Here is a 12,516-nt window from a genome sequence, read left to right as displayed (position 1 = left end):
CGCCGGATCGTCGTCCGCCGAACGCGTGTCGAAAGAAGCGCGTCGATAGGCTGGCCGCATGCGACTGCGTCCTCTGGTCGTGCTCGGCACGGCCGCCCTCCTTCTGCTGACGGCATGCGCCCCGGAGCCCGCGCCGAGCCCGACGCCTTCGTCCTCCGCCACTCCTGCGCCGTCACCGTCAGCGTCGCCGACGGCGGATGCGGTCGTGCCGCCGGCGGCGGCGTTCGACGTGACGTGCGACGACGTGGCCGCGGAGATGGCCGGGCTTGTCGGGGAACCGTCCACGCCGGTAGAGGCGGCGCTGTCGGTGGTCTCGACCTCGAACTGGATGCCGGGACCCATGCAATATGCGTTCCAACGAGCAGGAGGCATCGCCTGCTCAGCCGGAGACGATCCGCAGTACTGGGAGGTCACGATCGTGCCGGATGCGGCGACCGTGATCGCCGGCGCGACGGAGCGCGGCGGGTACTACGGCGAGCAGCGCGCGTGCGAGGGCGGCAGATGCGGTTTCGAGTTCCGCGACGGGGATGTGCTGCTCTCCGCGTCGATCACCGACCCGACGCTTGGCGGACAGGATGTCGACCGAGTCGGGCAGGCACGGGCGGCGCTCGCGTCCAGAGCAGCCGCGAGCATCCACGTCGTCGAATACGTCGAGAGCGACCTGGTGGGCATGCCGTGCGAGCGGTTCATCACACCGCAGGACGTCGCGGCGACGGTCGGTGAGGACGTGGCCCTGTTCACCGATTTCGGCGGGTGGAGCATCCCCTCCGAGGTCTATCAGGTCGTGAACGGATCGCGTATCTGCTATTACACGTCGGCCGAGGGAGACATGGGTTCGCTCCGCAGCTACCTCGGAATCACGACCTTGCCCGCAGGAGCATGGGCATTTGAGAGCCAGGATGGCACGCCGGTGGAGATCGCGGGCGCAGACGCGGCGAAGACGAGCACAGGGATGCACGGCGAAAACATCCTCGACCTCCGGGTCGGGCGCGACTGGATCCGTCTCAGGACGTACGACAACGGATCAGGGTCCTCGGATCCGCGCCCGGTGGCAGAGAAGGTCGTGCGGAATCTCACGGTCGGTATCACCGCGCCGCAGTGAGCGAGAGGGCGTCGGCTAGCCTGGCGGCATGGCTGACTGGGTCCCGGACGTTCTCGGCGACGAGTTCGAGCAGCTGACGCTCGACCTCGCCGACGACGACGAGGGGCCGGTCGTCGCCACCCTGGTGCGCGCGCTCCCGCCCGACCCGTCGTGGTGGGATCGTGCCCTCGGCCGCACACGGCAGCTCCACGACGTTGATGTGCTCTACGTGCACGGATGGTCGGACTACTTCTTCCAGAAGCGGCTGGCACGGTTCTGGACCACGCGCGGTGCGCGCTTCTTCGCGCTGGACCTCCGCAAGTACGGCCGGAGCCTGCGCGACGGGCAGACTCCTGGGTTCATCACCGACCTGTCGACGTACGACGAGGACATCGCCGCCGCCTTCGCCGCGATGGGTCGTGGGGAGGGGGGAGCGGCGTCCGGCCGCCGACTCGTGCTGCTCGGGCACTCGACGGGCGGTCTGACGCTGAGCCTGTGGGCGTCGCGGCACCCCGGCGTGGCCGATGCGGTGATCCTCAACAGTCCGTGGTTGGAGTTCCAGGTCGCCTCGGCCCGGCCGCTCATCGCGCCGGTCGCGGAGCTGCAGGCGCGCTGGGCGCCGCGCGAGGTCGCGCCGCAGGTCGACCTCGGCTTCTACACGCGTGCGCAGCAGGCGGTGGCCGACGAGGCCGATCCGATGGATGTGAACCCGGTGTGGCGGCCGGCGCAGACGATGGCGGTGCACGCCGGGTGGTTCCACGCGATCCTCGTCGGCCATGGCGCGGTGGCGGCCGGCCTCTCGATCGACGCTCCCGTCTGCGTGCTGCTCTCTGCGCGATCGGCGCCGCCGACCCGGTGGTCGGAGGATCTCACCCGTGTCGATTCCGTTCTCGTCGTCGACGACATCGCGCGTGCCGCCCTCAAGGTCGGCTCATCGGTGACGGTCGAGCGGATCGACGGCGCGCTGCACGACGTGTTCCTCTCGCGGCATGACGCGCGGGAGGACGCATATTCCCGCCTCGCACGGTGGGTGACAGGGTGGGCCGCTCAGGGGTGACGACGGGTCGCGCGGGGCGGGTCAGAGGTAGTGCATCTCGCGCGCCAGGCGCTCTGCGGCGTCGGCGTCGGCGGTCAGCACCGCTTCGCGGAAATCGCGGTAGATGCCCAGCATCCGTTCGTGATCGGCGACCGGTACCCGCCACGCGCGGAGGTTCCGGGCAAGAGCCATGCTGGCGTCGTTGAGCAGGAACTGATGCTGGGCGTTGCGGCTGCGTCCGCTGAGGAAGGCGAACACGGCCCACCGGCTCTCGAAGACGTGGTCGTGTGCGGAGACGCCGTTCGACATCTCGGAGATCAATGCGGCCAGGCGATCCCGATCCTCCCGCGACATCCGGGAGACGCCCATCCGCGCGGCCATCCCGGCCTGGTAGCCCGCGAACTCGAGCGTCTGCTCGACCACTTCGGGGGTCACCGCGGTCACCTCGGTGTAACGACTCGGGTACATGATGACCAGCCCGAGACGCTCGAGCCGCTGCAGGGCCTCACGCACCGGCGTGCGGGACACGTGCAGCTCTTCGGCCACGTCGACATCTCGGATGCGGTGCCCCGGGGGCAGATCGCCGTCGACGATCTGCGCTCCGATGTGCTGGAAGACCTCCTCGGCGAGAAGCTGCTTTCCCTCCCGCATCGTCGTCATCGAGTCGGTCCTGCTTTTCATGGATTTCCCCCAGTTGGTTCCCGGATCCGAGCCCCGCGAAGCGCCCGGAGGGCCACTACATCACGGAGTCGATCGGCGTGCCAGTAATCCACAGGCGCATCTCTGCTGCGCGCACCAGCGCCCGGCAGAGGGCGCACCCCCGTGGAACGGAATCGACGACGAGCCCGCCCTGGCGCGCGTGTTGTCGCTCGTCAGACGTGGATGACGCTGCCCTGCTCCTCCTCCCCTCAGGGGGTGACGGAGGAGCTCGGAACCGCGGAACCGGTTCACGGCGCGTCGCACTTCGACTCTTCGTCGGCCGCATCGGTATGCGACGGATCAAGTTTCCGGCACCTGAACCCGTATATCGGTATGCGATCGGGGGCTGTGGACAATGGTGCTACCGGAGGGCAGGGAAAATCCAGATCGCCGCCGGCCGGTGGAGCGTCGGCCGACCCGTCGCCGCCGCGGGCCCCTCGCGCACGGTAGGGGGAGGTCAGAGGGGCGAGGGCTCGGTCAGCGGTAGTTGATGAACTGCAGGTCGATGTCGAGATCGGAACCCTTGAGCAGGGCGATCACCGCCTGCAGGTCGTCGCGGCTCTTCGACTGCACCCGCAGCTCGTCTCCCTGGATCTGACTCTTGACGCCCTTCGGGCCCTCGTCGCGGATGATCTTGCCGATCTTCTTCGCGTTCTCCGAGGAGATGCCATCCTTCAGCGTCGAGACGATCCGGAACTCCTTGCCGCTCGCGAACGGGTCGCCGGACTCGAGGCTCTTGAGCGAGATCCCGCGCTTGATGAGCTTCGACTGGAAGACGTCGAGGACGGCGTTCGCGCGCTCCTCGGTGTTCGCGGTGATCAGCACCTGCTCGCCGCTCCAGGCGATCGATGCGCCCGTGCCCTTGAAGTCGTAGCGCTGCTCGATCTCCTTGCGCGCCTGGTTCAGGGCGTTCTCGGCCTCCTGGTGATCCACTTTCGAGACGATGTCAAAGGAACTGTCAGCCATAGAGAGAGTGTATCGACCACGCTCGCACAAAGTTCAGCGGTGTTGCTCCCGTGCGCGCGACCCCGCCGGTCGTACCGTGGAGTCATGGCACGGGTAGGGGGTCGCAACCTCGCGATGAGTTGGATCGCGGGGCTGCTGTGCACGGGCGTGGTCCTCGGTCTCGTGTGGTTCGCCATCCCCATCGTGCCCGCGCTCGCGTCCTTCGCCGGCGACACGCTGCGCTCGCTGATGCCCTGAGCGCAGCGACGCGCGATCGACGCGCTGCTCGGGTCGGGCGACACGTCGGCACGCCTCCGAGAGGGTGCCTCTGCGCGGCGGTAGCCTCGCAGAGCACACTTCCGATGAGAGGCGCACCCATGAGTGACCCCGAGGTTCCCCAGCCCGAGCGGCGGAAGGACGTCGATGACGTCGTCGACAGCGCGAACGCTGGTCTCGACGCCGCCGAGGCCGCACGCGCGGACGTCCCAGGACGTTCGACGACGGATGCCGCGGCAGACGACGTGCCCGCCCCCCGCACGGATCCTGCCGTCGACCCTGATCTCGCCGCCTTCGAGGCGGCCGAGCGCGACCACCCCGGCACGTTCGCGACTCCGGAGCTGAACGACCTCGCGCGCTCCGAGGAGCGCGACTCCGCTCGCTCCGACGGCGACTCCTCGTACTCCGAGCGCGACTCCGCTCGCTCCGACGGCGACCCCTCGTACGCCGCTCGGGATGCCGACGCGACGGCCGTCCACACCACACCGGTCGCCCGCGAGGACTCGACCATGGCGTCCGCCGCATACTCGGCACCGGACGACACCGAGACGCGGGTCGTCCCGTCCGAGCCGGTCGTCCGTGAGACCACGGCGGCGGAGCCTGCCGGGCAGCCGACCTTCACCCAGCAGCCCATCTTCGTCCAGGCGCCCGAGGCTCCGCGCGAGCGCGGCAACCGCGGCACCGCCGGAGCGATCGGCCTCCTCGCGACGCTCGCGTTCGCGATCCTGTACCTCGGCACCACGCTCGGGCTCGGCGCCTGGGCAGGCGACGTCACCGCCGAGAACATCGCCGAATCCGCTCTGGCTCCGCTCACCACCTGGGGCTTCTGGGTTCCGGTCGTCGTGTTCTTCCTCGGATTCTGGCTGCTCGGTGCGTTCATCAACCGCGGTCGCTGGGGCCTGTGGGTGGTGTTCGGCATCATCGTCGGACTCTTCGCCTACGGCGGGCACCTGCTGGGCCAGCTGTTCGAGGAGCGCTTCTGGTTGCTGACCGCCAGCGAGGGCAGCGCACTGATCGGAGAACAGCTGTTCGCACCGCTCGCGATCGCCGCGTTCGTGTTCGGTCGCGAGCTGACCATCTGGTTCGGGGCCTGGGTGGCGCGCAGCGGCGCCCGCAAGACCGAGCTCAACGCCGAGGCGCAGCGCGAGTACGAGCGCACCCTCGAAGCGGGCCCCACTCTGTCGAGGTAATCACGGACACCACGTCGCCGAACCCCCGCGGACCGCAGTCCGCGGGGGTTTCGCGCGTCCTGGCACTCACATTGGCGACCGTCGGGTTCTTCGCACTGGCGGTGTTCGGACTCGGCGCTCTGAGCGTCGCCACCGACACCGACATCATCGCGGTGCGCGGGCTCGGTCAGCTGCCGGGAGTGGTCGGGATGCTCGCGGCCCTGCTCGCGTTCGCGCTCATGCTGTCGTCGTCGTTGCGACGCGAGCATCCGTCCTTCCTCTCCGTGCCGGGGACGGCCCTCGCCGCCGCGCTGGCTCATCTGCTCGTCGTATGGGCGGCCGTCATGGTGGCGCGGGGCGATTTCGTCGTCGCGACGGTGGTCGCCGGGGATCTCGTGCGTGGGGGCGCGAGCGCGGTCCTGCTCGTCGCGGCCGCAGTCGCGGCATGGGTGGGAGTCGCCCTCCGTCGTACGCGGTCCGGGCGGCCGAAGTGGCCCTGGGAGGGCGACGACGAAGAGTGACACCCCCGTCGCCCTGCGTGAAATAGCCGCGGGGGAGGGGCTCGCACCGTACGCTCTAGTTGTGGAGCGCTCGTTGGAGACGCAGGTCGACCAGGCCGTGGAGGCGTGGCTGCGCTGGGTGCCGCGGTGGGAGCCGGCCACCCATCGCGGTCGTGTGGCGCCCTGCCGTCGCTGCCTCGGGTCGCCCATCCTGTCTGCGGCCGGCATCGCGGCGAACGCCCCCCACGGCGTGCAGCACGGACTGTCGACCCGGATGAAGACGATCGTCGACCACGCGGTCGCCGAATACACGGCACGCAATCTGCCGATGCTGCAGCGCGAGCTGGATCAGCAGGCGGCGCGCAACCGCGCACGGAGCTACCGCCCCGCCGACGACCTGGACCCCGAGTTCGACGGGCTGCCCCTCGACCCGGAACCCGTGCCAGGGGCGCCGTTCCTCTTCACGATCGCGGGTCTGGCCGATGACGAGTCCGCCGCTCTCCCGCCGCTGCCGCCGTTGACCGACGAGGCGAAGGCCGCGCTGCGGCAGGAGGTCTCGCTGGCAGACGAGTACGCCAACATGGTCGGGCGCGAGATCTGCGGCATCCTGCTCCGCCATCGCATCCGGATCCAGGCCGCGATCTCGCAGCACGTGGAACCGCAGATCGAGGCGCTCCTCGCCGAGCTGACGCAGTCGCTCGATTCGCCGTTCGATCCCGAGGCGCCGTAGTCCCCGACCGCCATTTGACCGGTCAGGTTACGCGGCATTACACTTGATCAGGTGTGTGCACGTCTCGACGTGCGCGCTGGGCGCCGGCACCTAGCCGGTCCGCCCCCACGGCATACCCACCACCACAAAAGTCCGCCGGTTCCGGCGTGCCGGTGGGTCATGATGTGAAACCCATCACGCTGTCACCGTGCAGCACTATGAGGAGAGAACGTGCCAACCATTCAGCAGTTGGTTCGCAAGGGTCGCTCGCCCAAGGTCTCGAAGACCAAGGCACCGGCGCTCAAGTCGAACCCGCAGCAGGCCGGGGTCTGCACCCGCGTCTACACCACCACCCCGAAGAAGCCGAACTCGGCGATGCGCAAGGTCGCTCGTGTGAAGCTCCGCAACGGCACCGAGGTCACCGCGTACATCCCCGGTGAGGGCCACAACCTGCAGGAGCACTCGCTGGTGCTCGTGCGTGGTGGTCGTGTCAAGGACCTCCCCGGTGTCCGCTACAAGATCGTCCGTGGCGCCCTGGACACCCAGGCCGTCAAGAACCGTAAGCAGGCTCGCAGCCGCTACGGCGCGAAGAAGGGCTGAGTCCAATGCCTCGTAAGGGTCCCGCCCCCAAGCGTCCCGTCGTCAACGACCCGGTATACGGCGCTCCGATCGTCAGCCAGCTGGTCAACAAGATCCTGGTCGACGGCAAGAAGTCGCTCGCCGAGTCGATCGTCTACAACGCCCTCCGCGGCGTCGAGGCGAAGAACGGTCAGGATGCCGTCGCCACGCTGAAGAAGGCGCTCGACAACGTCCGCCCCACCCTCGAGGTCAAGAGCCGCCGCGTCGGCGGTTCGACCTACCAGGTGCCGGTCGAGGTCAAGCCGCACCGCGCGAACACCCTCGCGCTGCGCTGGCTCGTGAGCTACGCCAAGGGTCGTCGTGAGAAGACGATGACCGAGCGCCTGCAGAACGAGATCCTCGACGCGTCGAACGGCCTCGGCGCCGCGGTCAAGCGCCGCGAGGACACGCACAAGATGGCCGAGTCGAACCGCGCGTTCGCTCACTACCGCTGGTAACAGCTTCGCCCGCCCCCGGCCACCCGCCGGGGGCGGGCACCCCCTCTTCGCAGTACGACTGCCAGAAAAGATAAGGACACTCCTGTGGCACAAGACGTGCTCACGGACCTGAGCAAGGTTCGCAACATCGGCATCATGGCGCACATCGATGCCGGCAAGACCACGACGACCGAGCGCATCCTGTTCTACACGGGCGTCAACCACAAGCTCGGCGAGACGCATGACGGCGCCTCGACCACCGACTGGATGGAGCAGGAGAAGGAGCGCGGCATCACGATCACGTCTGCCGCCGTGACCTGCTTCTGGAACAACAACCAGATCAACATCATCGACACCCCCGGTCACGTGGACTTCACGGTCGAGGTGGAGCGTTCGCTCCGCGTCCTCGACGGCGCGGTCGCCGTGTTCGACGGCAAGGAGGGCGTCGAGCCCCAGTCCGAGACCGTGTGGCGTCAGGCCGACAAGTACAACGTCCCCCGCATCTGCTTCGTCAACAAGATGGACAAGCTCGGCGCGGACTTCTACTTCACCGTCGACACCATCGTCAACCGCCTCGGCGCCAAGCCGCTGGTGCTGCAGCTCCCGATCGGCGCCGAGAACGACTTCGTCGGAGTCGTCGACCTCATCGAGATGCGCGCGCTGGTGTGGCCGGGTGACGCCAAGGGTGACGTGACCATGGGTGCGTCGTACGAGATCCAGGAGATCCCGGCCGACCTCAAGGAGAAGGCGGACGAGTACCGTCAGCAGCTCCTCGAGACCGTCGCCGAGACCGACGACGCGCTGCTCGAGAAGTTCTTCGGCGGCGAGGAGCTCACGATCGCCGAGATCAAGGGCGCCATCCGCAAGATGGTCGTCGCCTCGGAGATCTACCCCGTGCTCTGCGGCTCGGCGTTCAAGAACCGCGGCGTGCAGCCGATGCTCGACGCGGTCGTCGACTACCTCCCGAACCCCCTCGACGTCGGCGCCATCGAGGCGCACGACCCGAAGGACGAGGAGAAGGTCATCGAGCGTCACCCCGACGCCAAGGACCCGTTCGCAGCCCTGGCCTTCAAGGTCGCCGTGCACCCGTTCTTCGGTCGTCTGACGTACGTCCGCGTCTACTCGGGTCACCTCGACTCCGGTTCGGCCGTCATCAACTCGACCAAGGGCAAGAAGGAGCGCATCGGGAAGATCTTCCAGATGCACGCCAACAAGGAGAACCCGGTCGACTCGCTCACCGCGGGCAACATCTACGCCGTGATCGGCCTGAAGGACACCACCACCGGTGACACCCTCGCCGCGATCGACGCGCCCGTCGTCCTCGAGTCGATGACCTTCCCCGAGCCCGTCATCGAGGTCGCCATCGAGCCGAAGACCAAGGCTGACCAGGAGAAGCTGGGCACCGCGATCCAGAAGCTCGCCGAAGAGGACCCGACGTTCCGCACGGAGCTCAACCCCGAGACCGGTCAGACGACCATCAAGGGCATGGGCGAGCTGCACCTCGACATCCTCGTCGACCGCATGAAGCGCGAGTTCCGCGTCGAGGCGAACGTCGGCAAGCCGCAGGTGGCGTACCGCGAGACGATCAAGAAGGCCGTCGAGAAGCACGACTACACGCACAAGAAGCAGACCGGTGGATCGGGCCAGTTCGCCAAGATCCAGTTCACCATCGAGCCCCTCGAGCTCGATGGCGACAAGACCTACGAGTTCGTGAACTCGGTCACCGGTGGTCGCATCCCGCGCGAGTACATCGGCTCGATCGACGCCGGTTTCCAGGACGCCATGAACGTCGGCGTGCTCGCCGGCTACCCGATGGTGGGCGTCAAGGCGATCATCGTCGATGGTGCGGCGCACGACGTCGACTCCTCGGAGATGGCGTTCAAGATCGCCGGCTCCATGGGCTTCAAGGAGGCCGCTCGTCGCGCCAACCCCGTGCTGCTCGAGCCGCTGATGGCCGTCGAGGTCCGTACTCCTGAGGAGTACATGGGCGACGTCATCGGCGACCTGAACTCGCGTCGTGGCCAGATCCAGTCGATGGAGGACGCCGCAGGCGTCAAGGTCGTCCGTGCCCAGGTGCCGCTGTCCGAGATGTTCGGCTACATCGGCGACCTGCGCTCGAAGACCTCGGGCCGCGCGGTCTACTCGATGGAGTTCCACAGCTACGCTGAGGTGCCCCGCGCCGTGGCCGACGAGATCGTCCAGAAGGCCAAGGGCGAGTAACCCTTTCTGGGAGCCGGGTTCCGGCCCGGCTCCCAGGTCACCTACAACTTCACATTCCCTCTCTACTAAACTGAGAATCAAACCCGTAGAGAACCGGTCGCAATCCAGTGCCCGGCACCTCTACAACGACGTCCTGAGGAGGACCCAGTGGCTAAGGCCAAGTTCGAGCGGACCAAGCCGCACGTCAACATCGGAACGATCGGTCACGTCGACCACGGCAAGACCACGCTCTCCGCAGCGATCTCGAAGGTGCTTGCTGACAAGTACCCCTCCGACACCAACGTGCAGCGCGACTTCGCTTCCATCGACTCGGCGCCGGAAGAGCGCCAGCGTGGAATCACCATCAACATCTCGCACATCGAGTACGAGACCCCGAAGCGCCACTACGCGCACGTCGACGCCCCCGGCCACGCCGACTACGTCAAGAACATGATCACCGGTGCTGCGCAGATGGACGGCGCGATCCTCGTGGTCGCCGCCACCGACGGCCCGATGGCTCAGACGCGTGAGCACGTGCTGCTCGCCAAGCAGGTCGGCGTGCCGTACCTGCTCGTCGCGCTGAACAAGGCCGACATGGTCGACGACGAGGAGATCCTGGAGCTCGTCGAGCTCGAGGTCTCCGAGCTGCTCGCCTCGCAGGGCTTCGCCGAGGACGCTCCTGTCGTCCGCGTCTCCGCTCTGAAGGCCCTCGAGGGTGACGAGAAGTGGACCCAGTCCATCCTCGACCTCATGGAGGCCGTCGACAACAACGTGCCCGACCCCGTGCGCGATAAGGACAAGCCGTTCCTGATGCCCGTCGAGGACGTCTTCACGATCACCGGTCGTGGAACCGTCGTCACCGGCCGCGCCGAGCGTGGCACGCTGGCCATCAACTCCGAGGTCGAGATCGTCGGACTGCGTCCGACCGTCAAGACCACGGTCACGGGTATCGAGATGTTCCACAAGCAGCTCGACGAGGCATGGGCCGGCGAGAACTGCGGTCTTCTGCTCCGTGGTACGAAGCGTGAGGACGTCGAGCGCGGCCAGGTCATCGTCAAGCCGGGTTCGGTCACGCCGCACACCGACTTCGCGGGCACCGCGTACATCCTGTCGAAGGACGAGGGTGGGCGTCACAACCCCTTCTACACGAACTACCGCCCGCAGTTCTACTTCCGCACCACCGACGTCACCGGCGTCATCACGCTGCCCGAGGGCACCGAGATGGTCATGCCCGGCGACACCACCGACGTGACGGTCGAGCTGATCCAGCCGATCGCCATGGAGGAGGGCCTCGGCTTCGCCATCCGTGAGGGTGGACGCACCGTCGGCGCCGGTACGGTCACGAAGATCATCAAGTAAGCATCTGCTTCCTGCGCAAGGGGTCGGACCTTCGGGTCCGGCCCCTTTCGTCATGCCCCAGAGGCGACGGGTGGAACGAGGGTCGCGCGGGTGCGTGCGGCCGTCCGAGGTGTACTACGCTTGCTTCGATCACCACGCACGAACGCCGTGGCTGTCGCACGAATCGAGTGGAGGACGACGGGGATGAGCCAGCAACCGATCGGAGTGATGGGGTGCTACACGAGACTCCCCGCCGAGTTCCCGATCCAGATGCCCGAGAACGCGGGCAACATGATTCACGGCAACGCTCCGTTCGAGCTGTTCCCCGAGGCCGTCTTCTACAAGGATCGCCGCTTCGGACCCCGCCGACGCAACTTCGTCGAGTACGTCAACAACGAGTGCAGCCATCTCGTGGTCACGGTGGCGAACTTCCTCAAGCTGAACGACGAGGACGGAGCGCGGTACAAGCGCTTCCAGGACTACCTGTCGAACTTCACGGTGCCCATCGTGATCTTCGGGCTGGGCGCCCAGGCCCCCACGCAGGAGCTCGACGGGACCATGCCCCCCGAGGCGATCGAGCTGATGAAGTTCCTCGGAGACCGATCTGAGGCCGTCGGGGTCCGCGGCGGGTTCACGGCCGCGATGTTCGAGGAGTTCGCCGGTGTCTCCAACACCTTCGTCACAGGCTGCCCCTCGTTCTTCTCGCGCCCCCAGGCCTTCTCGCTGCTCGCAGACGCCATCCGTGACGGCCGAGAGGGTCGGACGGCCTACAACGGCACGACCTACCACGAGCCGCTCGAGAACCGCATGCTGGTGCGCGCGATCCAGGAGGACAGCCACCTGATCGAACCGGTGAACAAGTTCGCCGCCACGTATGCCTACGAGCTGCAGCGCGGCACGAAGGATCTCCCGCTTCCGTGGTTCCTCAAGCGCCCGGTGAAGGAAGGGGCGCTGTCCGTCCCGCAGCTCGAGCGCTACTACACCAGTCGGTTCAATCTCTTCCGCGACCCGGACTCGTGGTACGCGTTCAACTCCGAGAGCGTCGGCTTCTCGTACGGCACACGCTTCCACGTGAACATGGCGTCTCTGCTCAGCGGTGTACCCGCCGTATGGATAACGCATGACAGCCGCACGGAGGAATTGACGAACGTTCTTCGCCTCCCCGCTCTGCCGAAGGAGCTGGTCGTAGACATGAGCTCGGAGGAGATCCATGCGCTCATGGACTATCAGCCGATGTTCGAGGCGCTGCCTGAACTGTTCGATCAGTTCAACACGTATCTGAAGATCCACGGGCTCGCCACGGTCGACGCGCCCTCGATCGACAACCCCTACGCCGCCGAGATTCCCTCGCCCTCCGTCGCTTGATACCGCCCTGCGGGAGAGGGGTCGGCCCTCCCCTCCCTGCAGAAGCGGTGTCGAGTGGTGTCCGCGCGCGCGATGAGCCGGCATCTTTAGGCGGCGCAGCGCGTGCGGTGTCCGAGTGGAGTCGTGAATTCCGATACTCTGGGT

The 12,516-nt window shown here is 67.2% G+C and carries 13 protein-coding genes; 11 read left to right on the top strand and 2 right to left on the bottom strand.

The annotated features are described in order from the left end of the window. The first annotated feature begins 58 nt into the window (after nucleotides 1-58). Together FSY98_RS04495 and FSY98_RS04490 are read left to right on the top strand one after the other, a co-directional pair. Nucleotides 59-1,102, top strand: a complete 1,044-nt coding sequence (locus tag FSY98_RS04495) for a hypothetical protein (protein WP_144874328.1) — start codon at nucleotides 59-61, stop codon at nucleotides 1,100-1,102. A 28-nt stretch (nucleotides 1,103-1,130) separates the two neighbouring features. Then, nucleotides 1,131-2,138: an alpha/beta hydrolase gene (locus FSY98_RS04490; protein ID WP_144874326.1), complete on the top strand. Its 1,008-nt coding sequence runs from the start codon at nucleotides 1,131-1,133 to the stop codon at nucleotides 2,136-2,138. A gap of 21 nt (nucleotides 2,139-2,159) precedes the next feature. On the opposite strand, the gene FSY98_RS04485 is transcribed toward FSY98_RS04490, so the two are convergent. Both FSY98_RS04485 and FSY98_RS04480 read right to left on the bottom strand, forming a co-directional pair. After that, complete coding sequence (locus FSY98_RS04485) at nucleotides 2,160-2,798, bottom strand: GntR family transcriptional regulator (RefSeq protein WP_260857275.1); 639 nt, start codon at nucleotides 2,796-2,798, stop codon at nucleotides 2,160-2,162. Between the two features lie 495 nt (nucleotides 2,799-3,293). Then, nucleotides 3,294-3,782 (bottom strand): YajQ family cyclic di-GMP-binding protein, encoded by a 489-nt coding sequence (locus tag FSY98_RS04480; protein WP_144874325.1) that lies wholly within the window; start codon nucleotides 3,780-3,782, stop codon nucleotides 3,294-3,296. Between the two features lie 84 nt (nucleotides 3,783-3,866). Between FSY98_RS04480 and FSY98_RS16620 the strand changes: the two genes are divergently transcribed. The 9 genes from FSY98_RS16620 (at nucleotide 3,867) to FSY98_RS04440 (ending at nucleotide 12,372) form a co-directional block, all read left to right on the top strand. Continuing rightward, nucleotides 3,867-4,019, top strand: coding sequence for a hypothetical protein (locus FSY98_RS16620; RefSeq protein WP_186307542.1), 153 nt, complete (start codon nucleotides 3,867-3,869; stop codon nucleotides 4,017-4,019). A gap of 119 nt (nucleotides 4,020-4,138) precedes the next feature. Next, on the top strand, nucleotides 4,139-5,227 hold the full coding sequence (locus FSY98_RS04475; protein WP_144874323.1) for an ABC transporter: 1,089 nt from the start codon (nucleotides 4,139-4,141) through the stop codon (nucleotides 5,225-5,227). Between the two features lie 71 nt (nucleotides 5,228-5,298). Continuing rightward, complete coding sequence (locus FSY98_RS04470; RefSeq protein ID WP_144874321.1) at nucleotides 5,299-5,727, top strand: hypothetical protein; 429 nt, start codon at nucleotides 5,299-5,301, stop codon at nucleotides 5,725-5,727. Between the two features lie 61 nt (nucleotides 5,728-5,788). Next, nucleotides 5,789-6,436 (top strand): spermidine/putrescine ABC transporter substrate-binding protein, encoded by a 648-nt coding sequence (locus tag FSY98_RS04465; RefSeq protein ID WP_186307541.1) that lies wholly within the window; start codon nucleotides 5,789-5,791, stop codon nucleotides 6,434-6,436. 210 nt (nucleotides 6,437-6,646) lie between these two features. After that, nucleotides 6,647-7,015 (top strand): 30S ribosomal protein S12, encoded by a 369-nt coding sequence (gene rpsL, locus FSY98_RS04460; protein WP_013584051.1) that lies wholly within the window; start codon nucleotides 6,647-6,649, stop codon nucleotides 7,013-7,015. A gap of 5 nt (nucleotides 7,016-7,020) precedes the next feature. After that, a complete protein-coding gene (gene rpsG / locus FSY98_RS04455) occupies nucleotides 7,021-7,491 on the top strand; it encodes a 30S ribosomal protein S7 (RefSeq protein ID WP_050722490.1) in 471 nt (156 codons plus the stop codon). Nucleotides 7,492-7,575: 84 nt separating this feature from the next. Next, nucleotides 7,576-9,690: an elongation factor G gene (fusA, locus tag FSY98_RS04450; protein ID WP_144874319.1), complete on the top strand. Its 2,115-nt coding sequence runs from the start codon at nucleotides 7,576-7,578 to the stop codon at nucleotides 9,688-9,690. 147 nt (nucleotides 9,691-9,837) lie between these two features. Then, complete coding sequence (gene tuf, locus FSY98_RS04445; protein ID WP_053097508.1) at nucleotides 9,838-11,028, top strand: elongation factor Tu; 1,191 nt, start codon at nucleotides 9,838-9,840, stop codon at nucleotides 11,026-11,028. Between the two features lie 183 nt (nucleotides 11,029-11,211). Beyond that, nucleotides 11,212-12,372, top strand: a complete 1,161-nt coding sequence (locus tag FSY98_RS04440; RefSeq protein ID WP_144874317.1) for a polysaccharide pyruvyl transferase family protein — start codon at nucleotides 11,212-11,214, stop codon at nucleotides 12,370-12,372. The last annotated feature ends 144 nt before the right edge of the window (nucleotides 12,373-12,516 follow it).

The organism is Microbacterium sp. 1.5R (assembly GCF_007667425.1).
Classification (GTDB): domain Bacteria; phylum Actinomycetota; class Actinomycetes; order Actinomycetales; family Microbacteriaceae; genus Microbacterium.
This window is presented reverse-complemented; position numbering and strand designations above follow the sequence as displayed.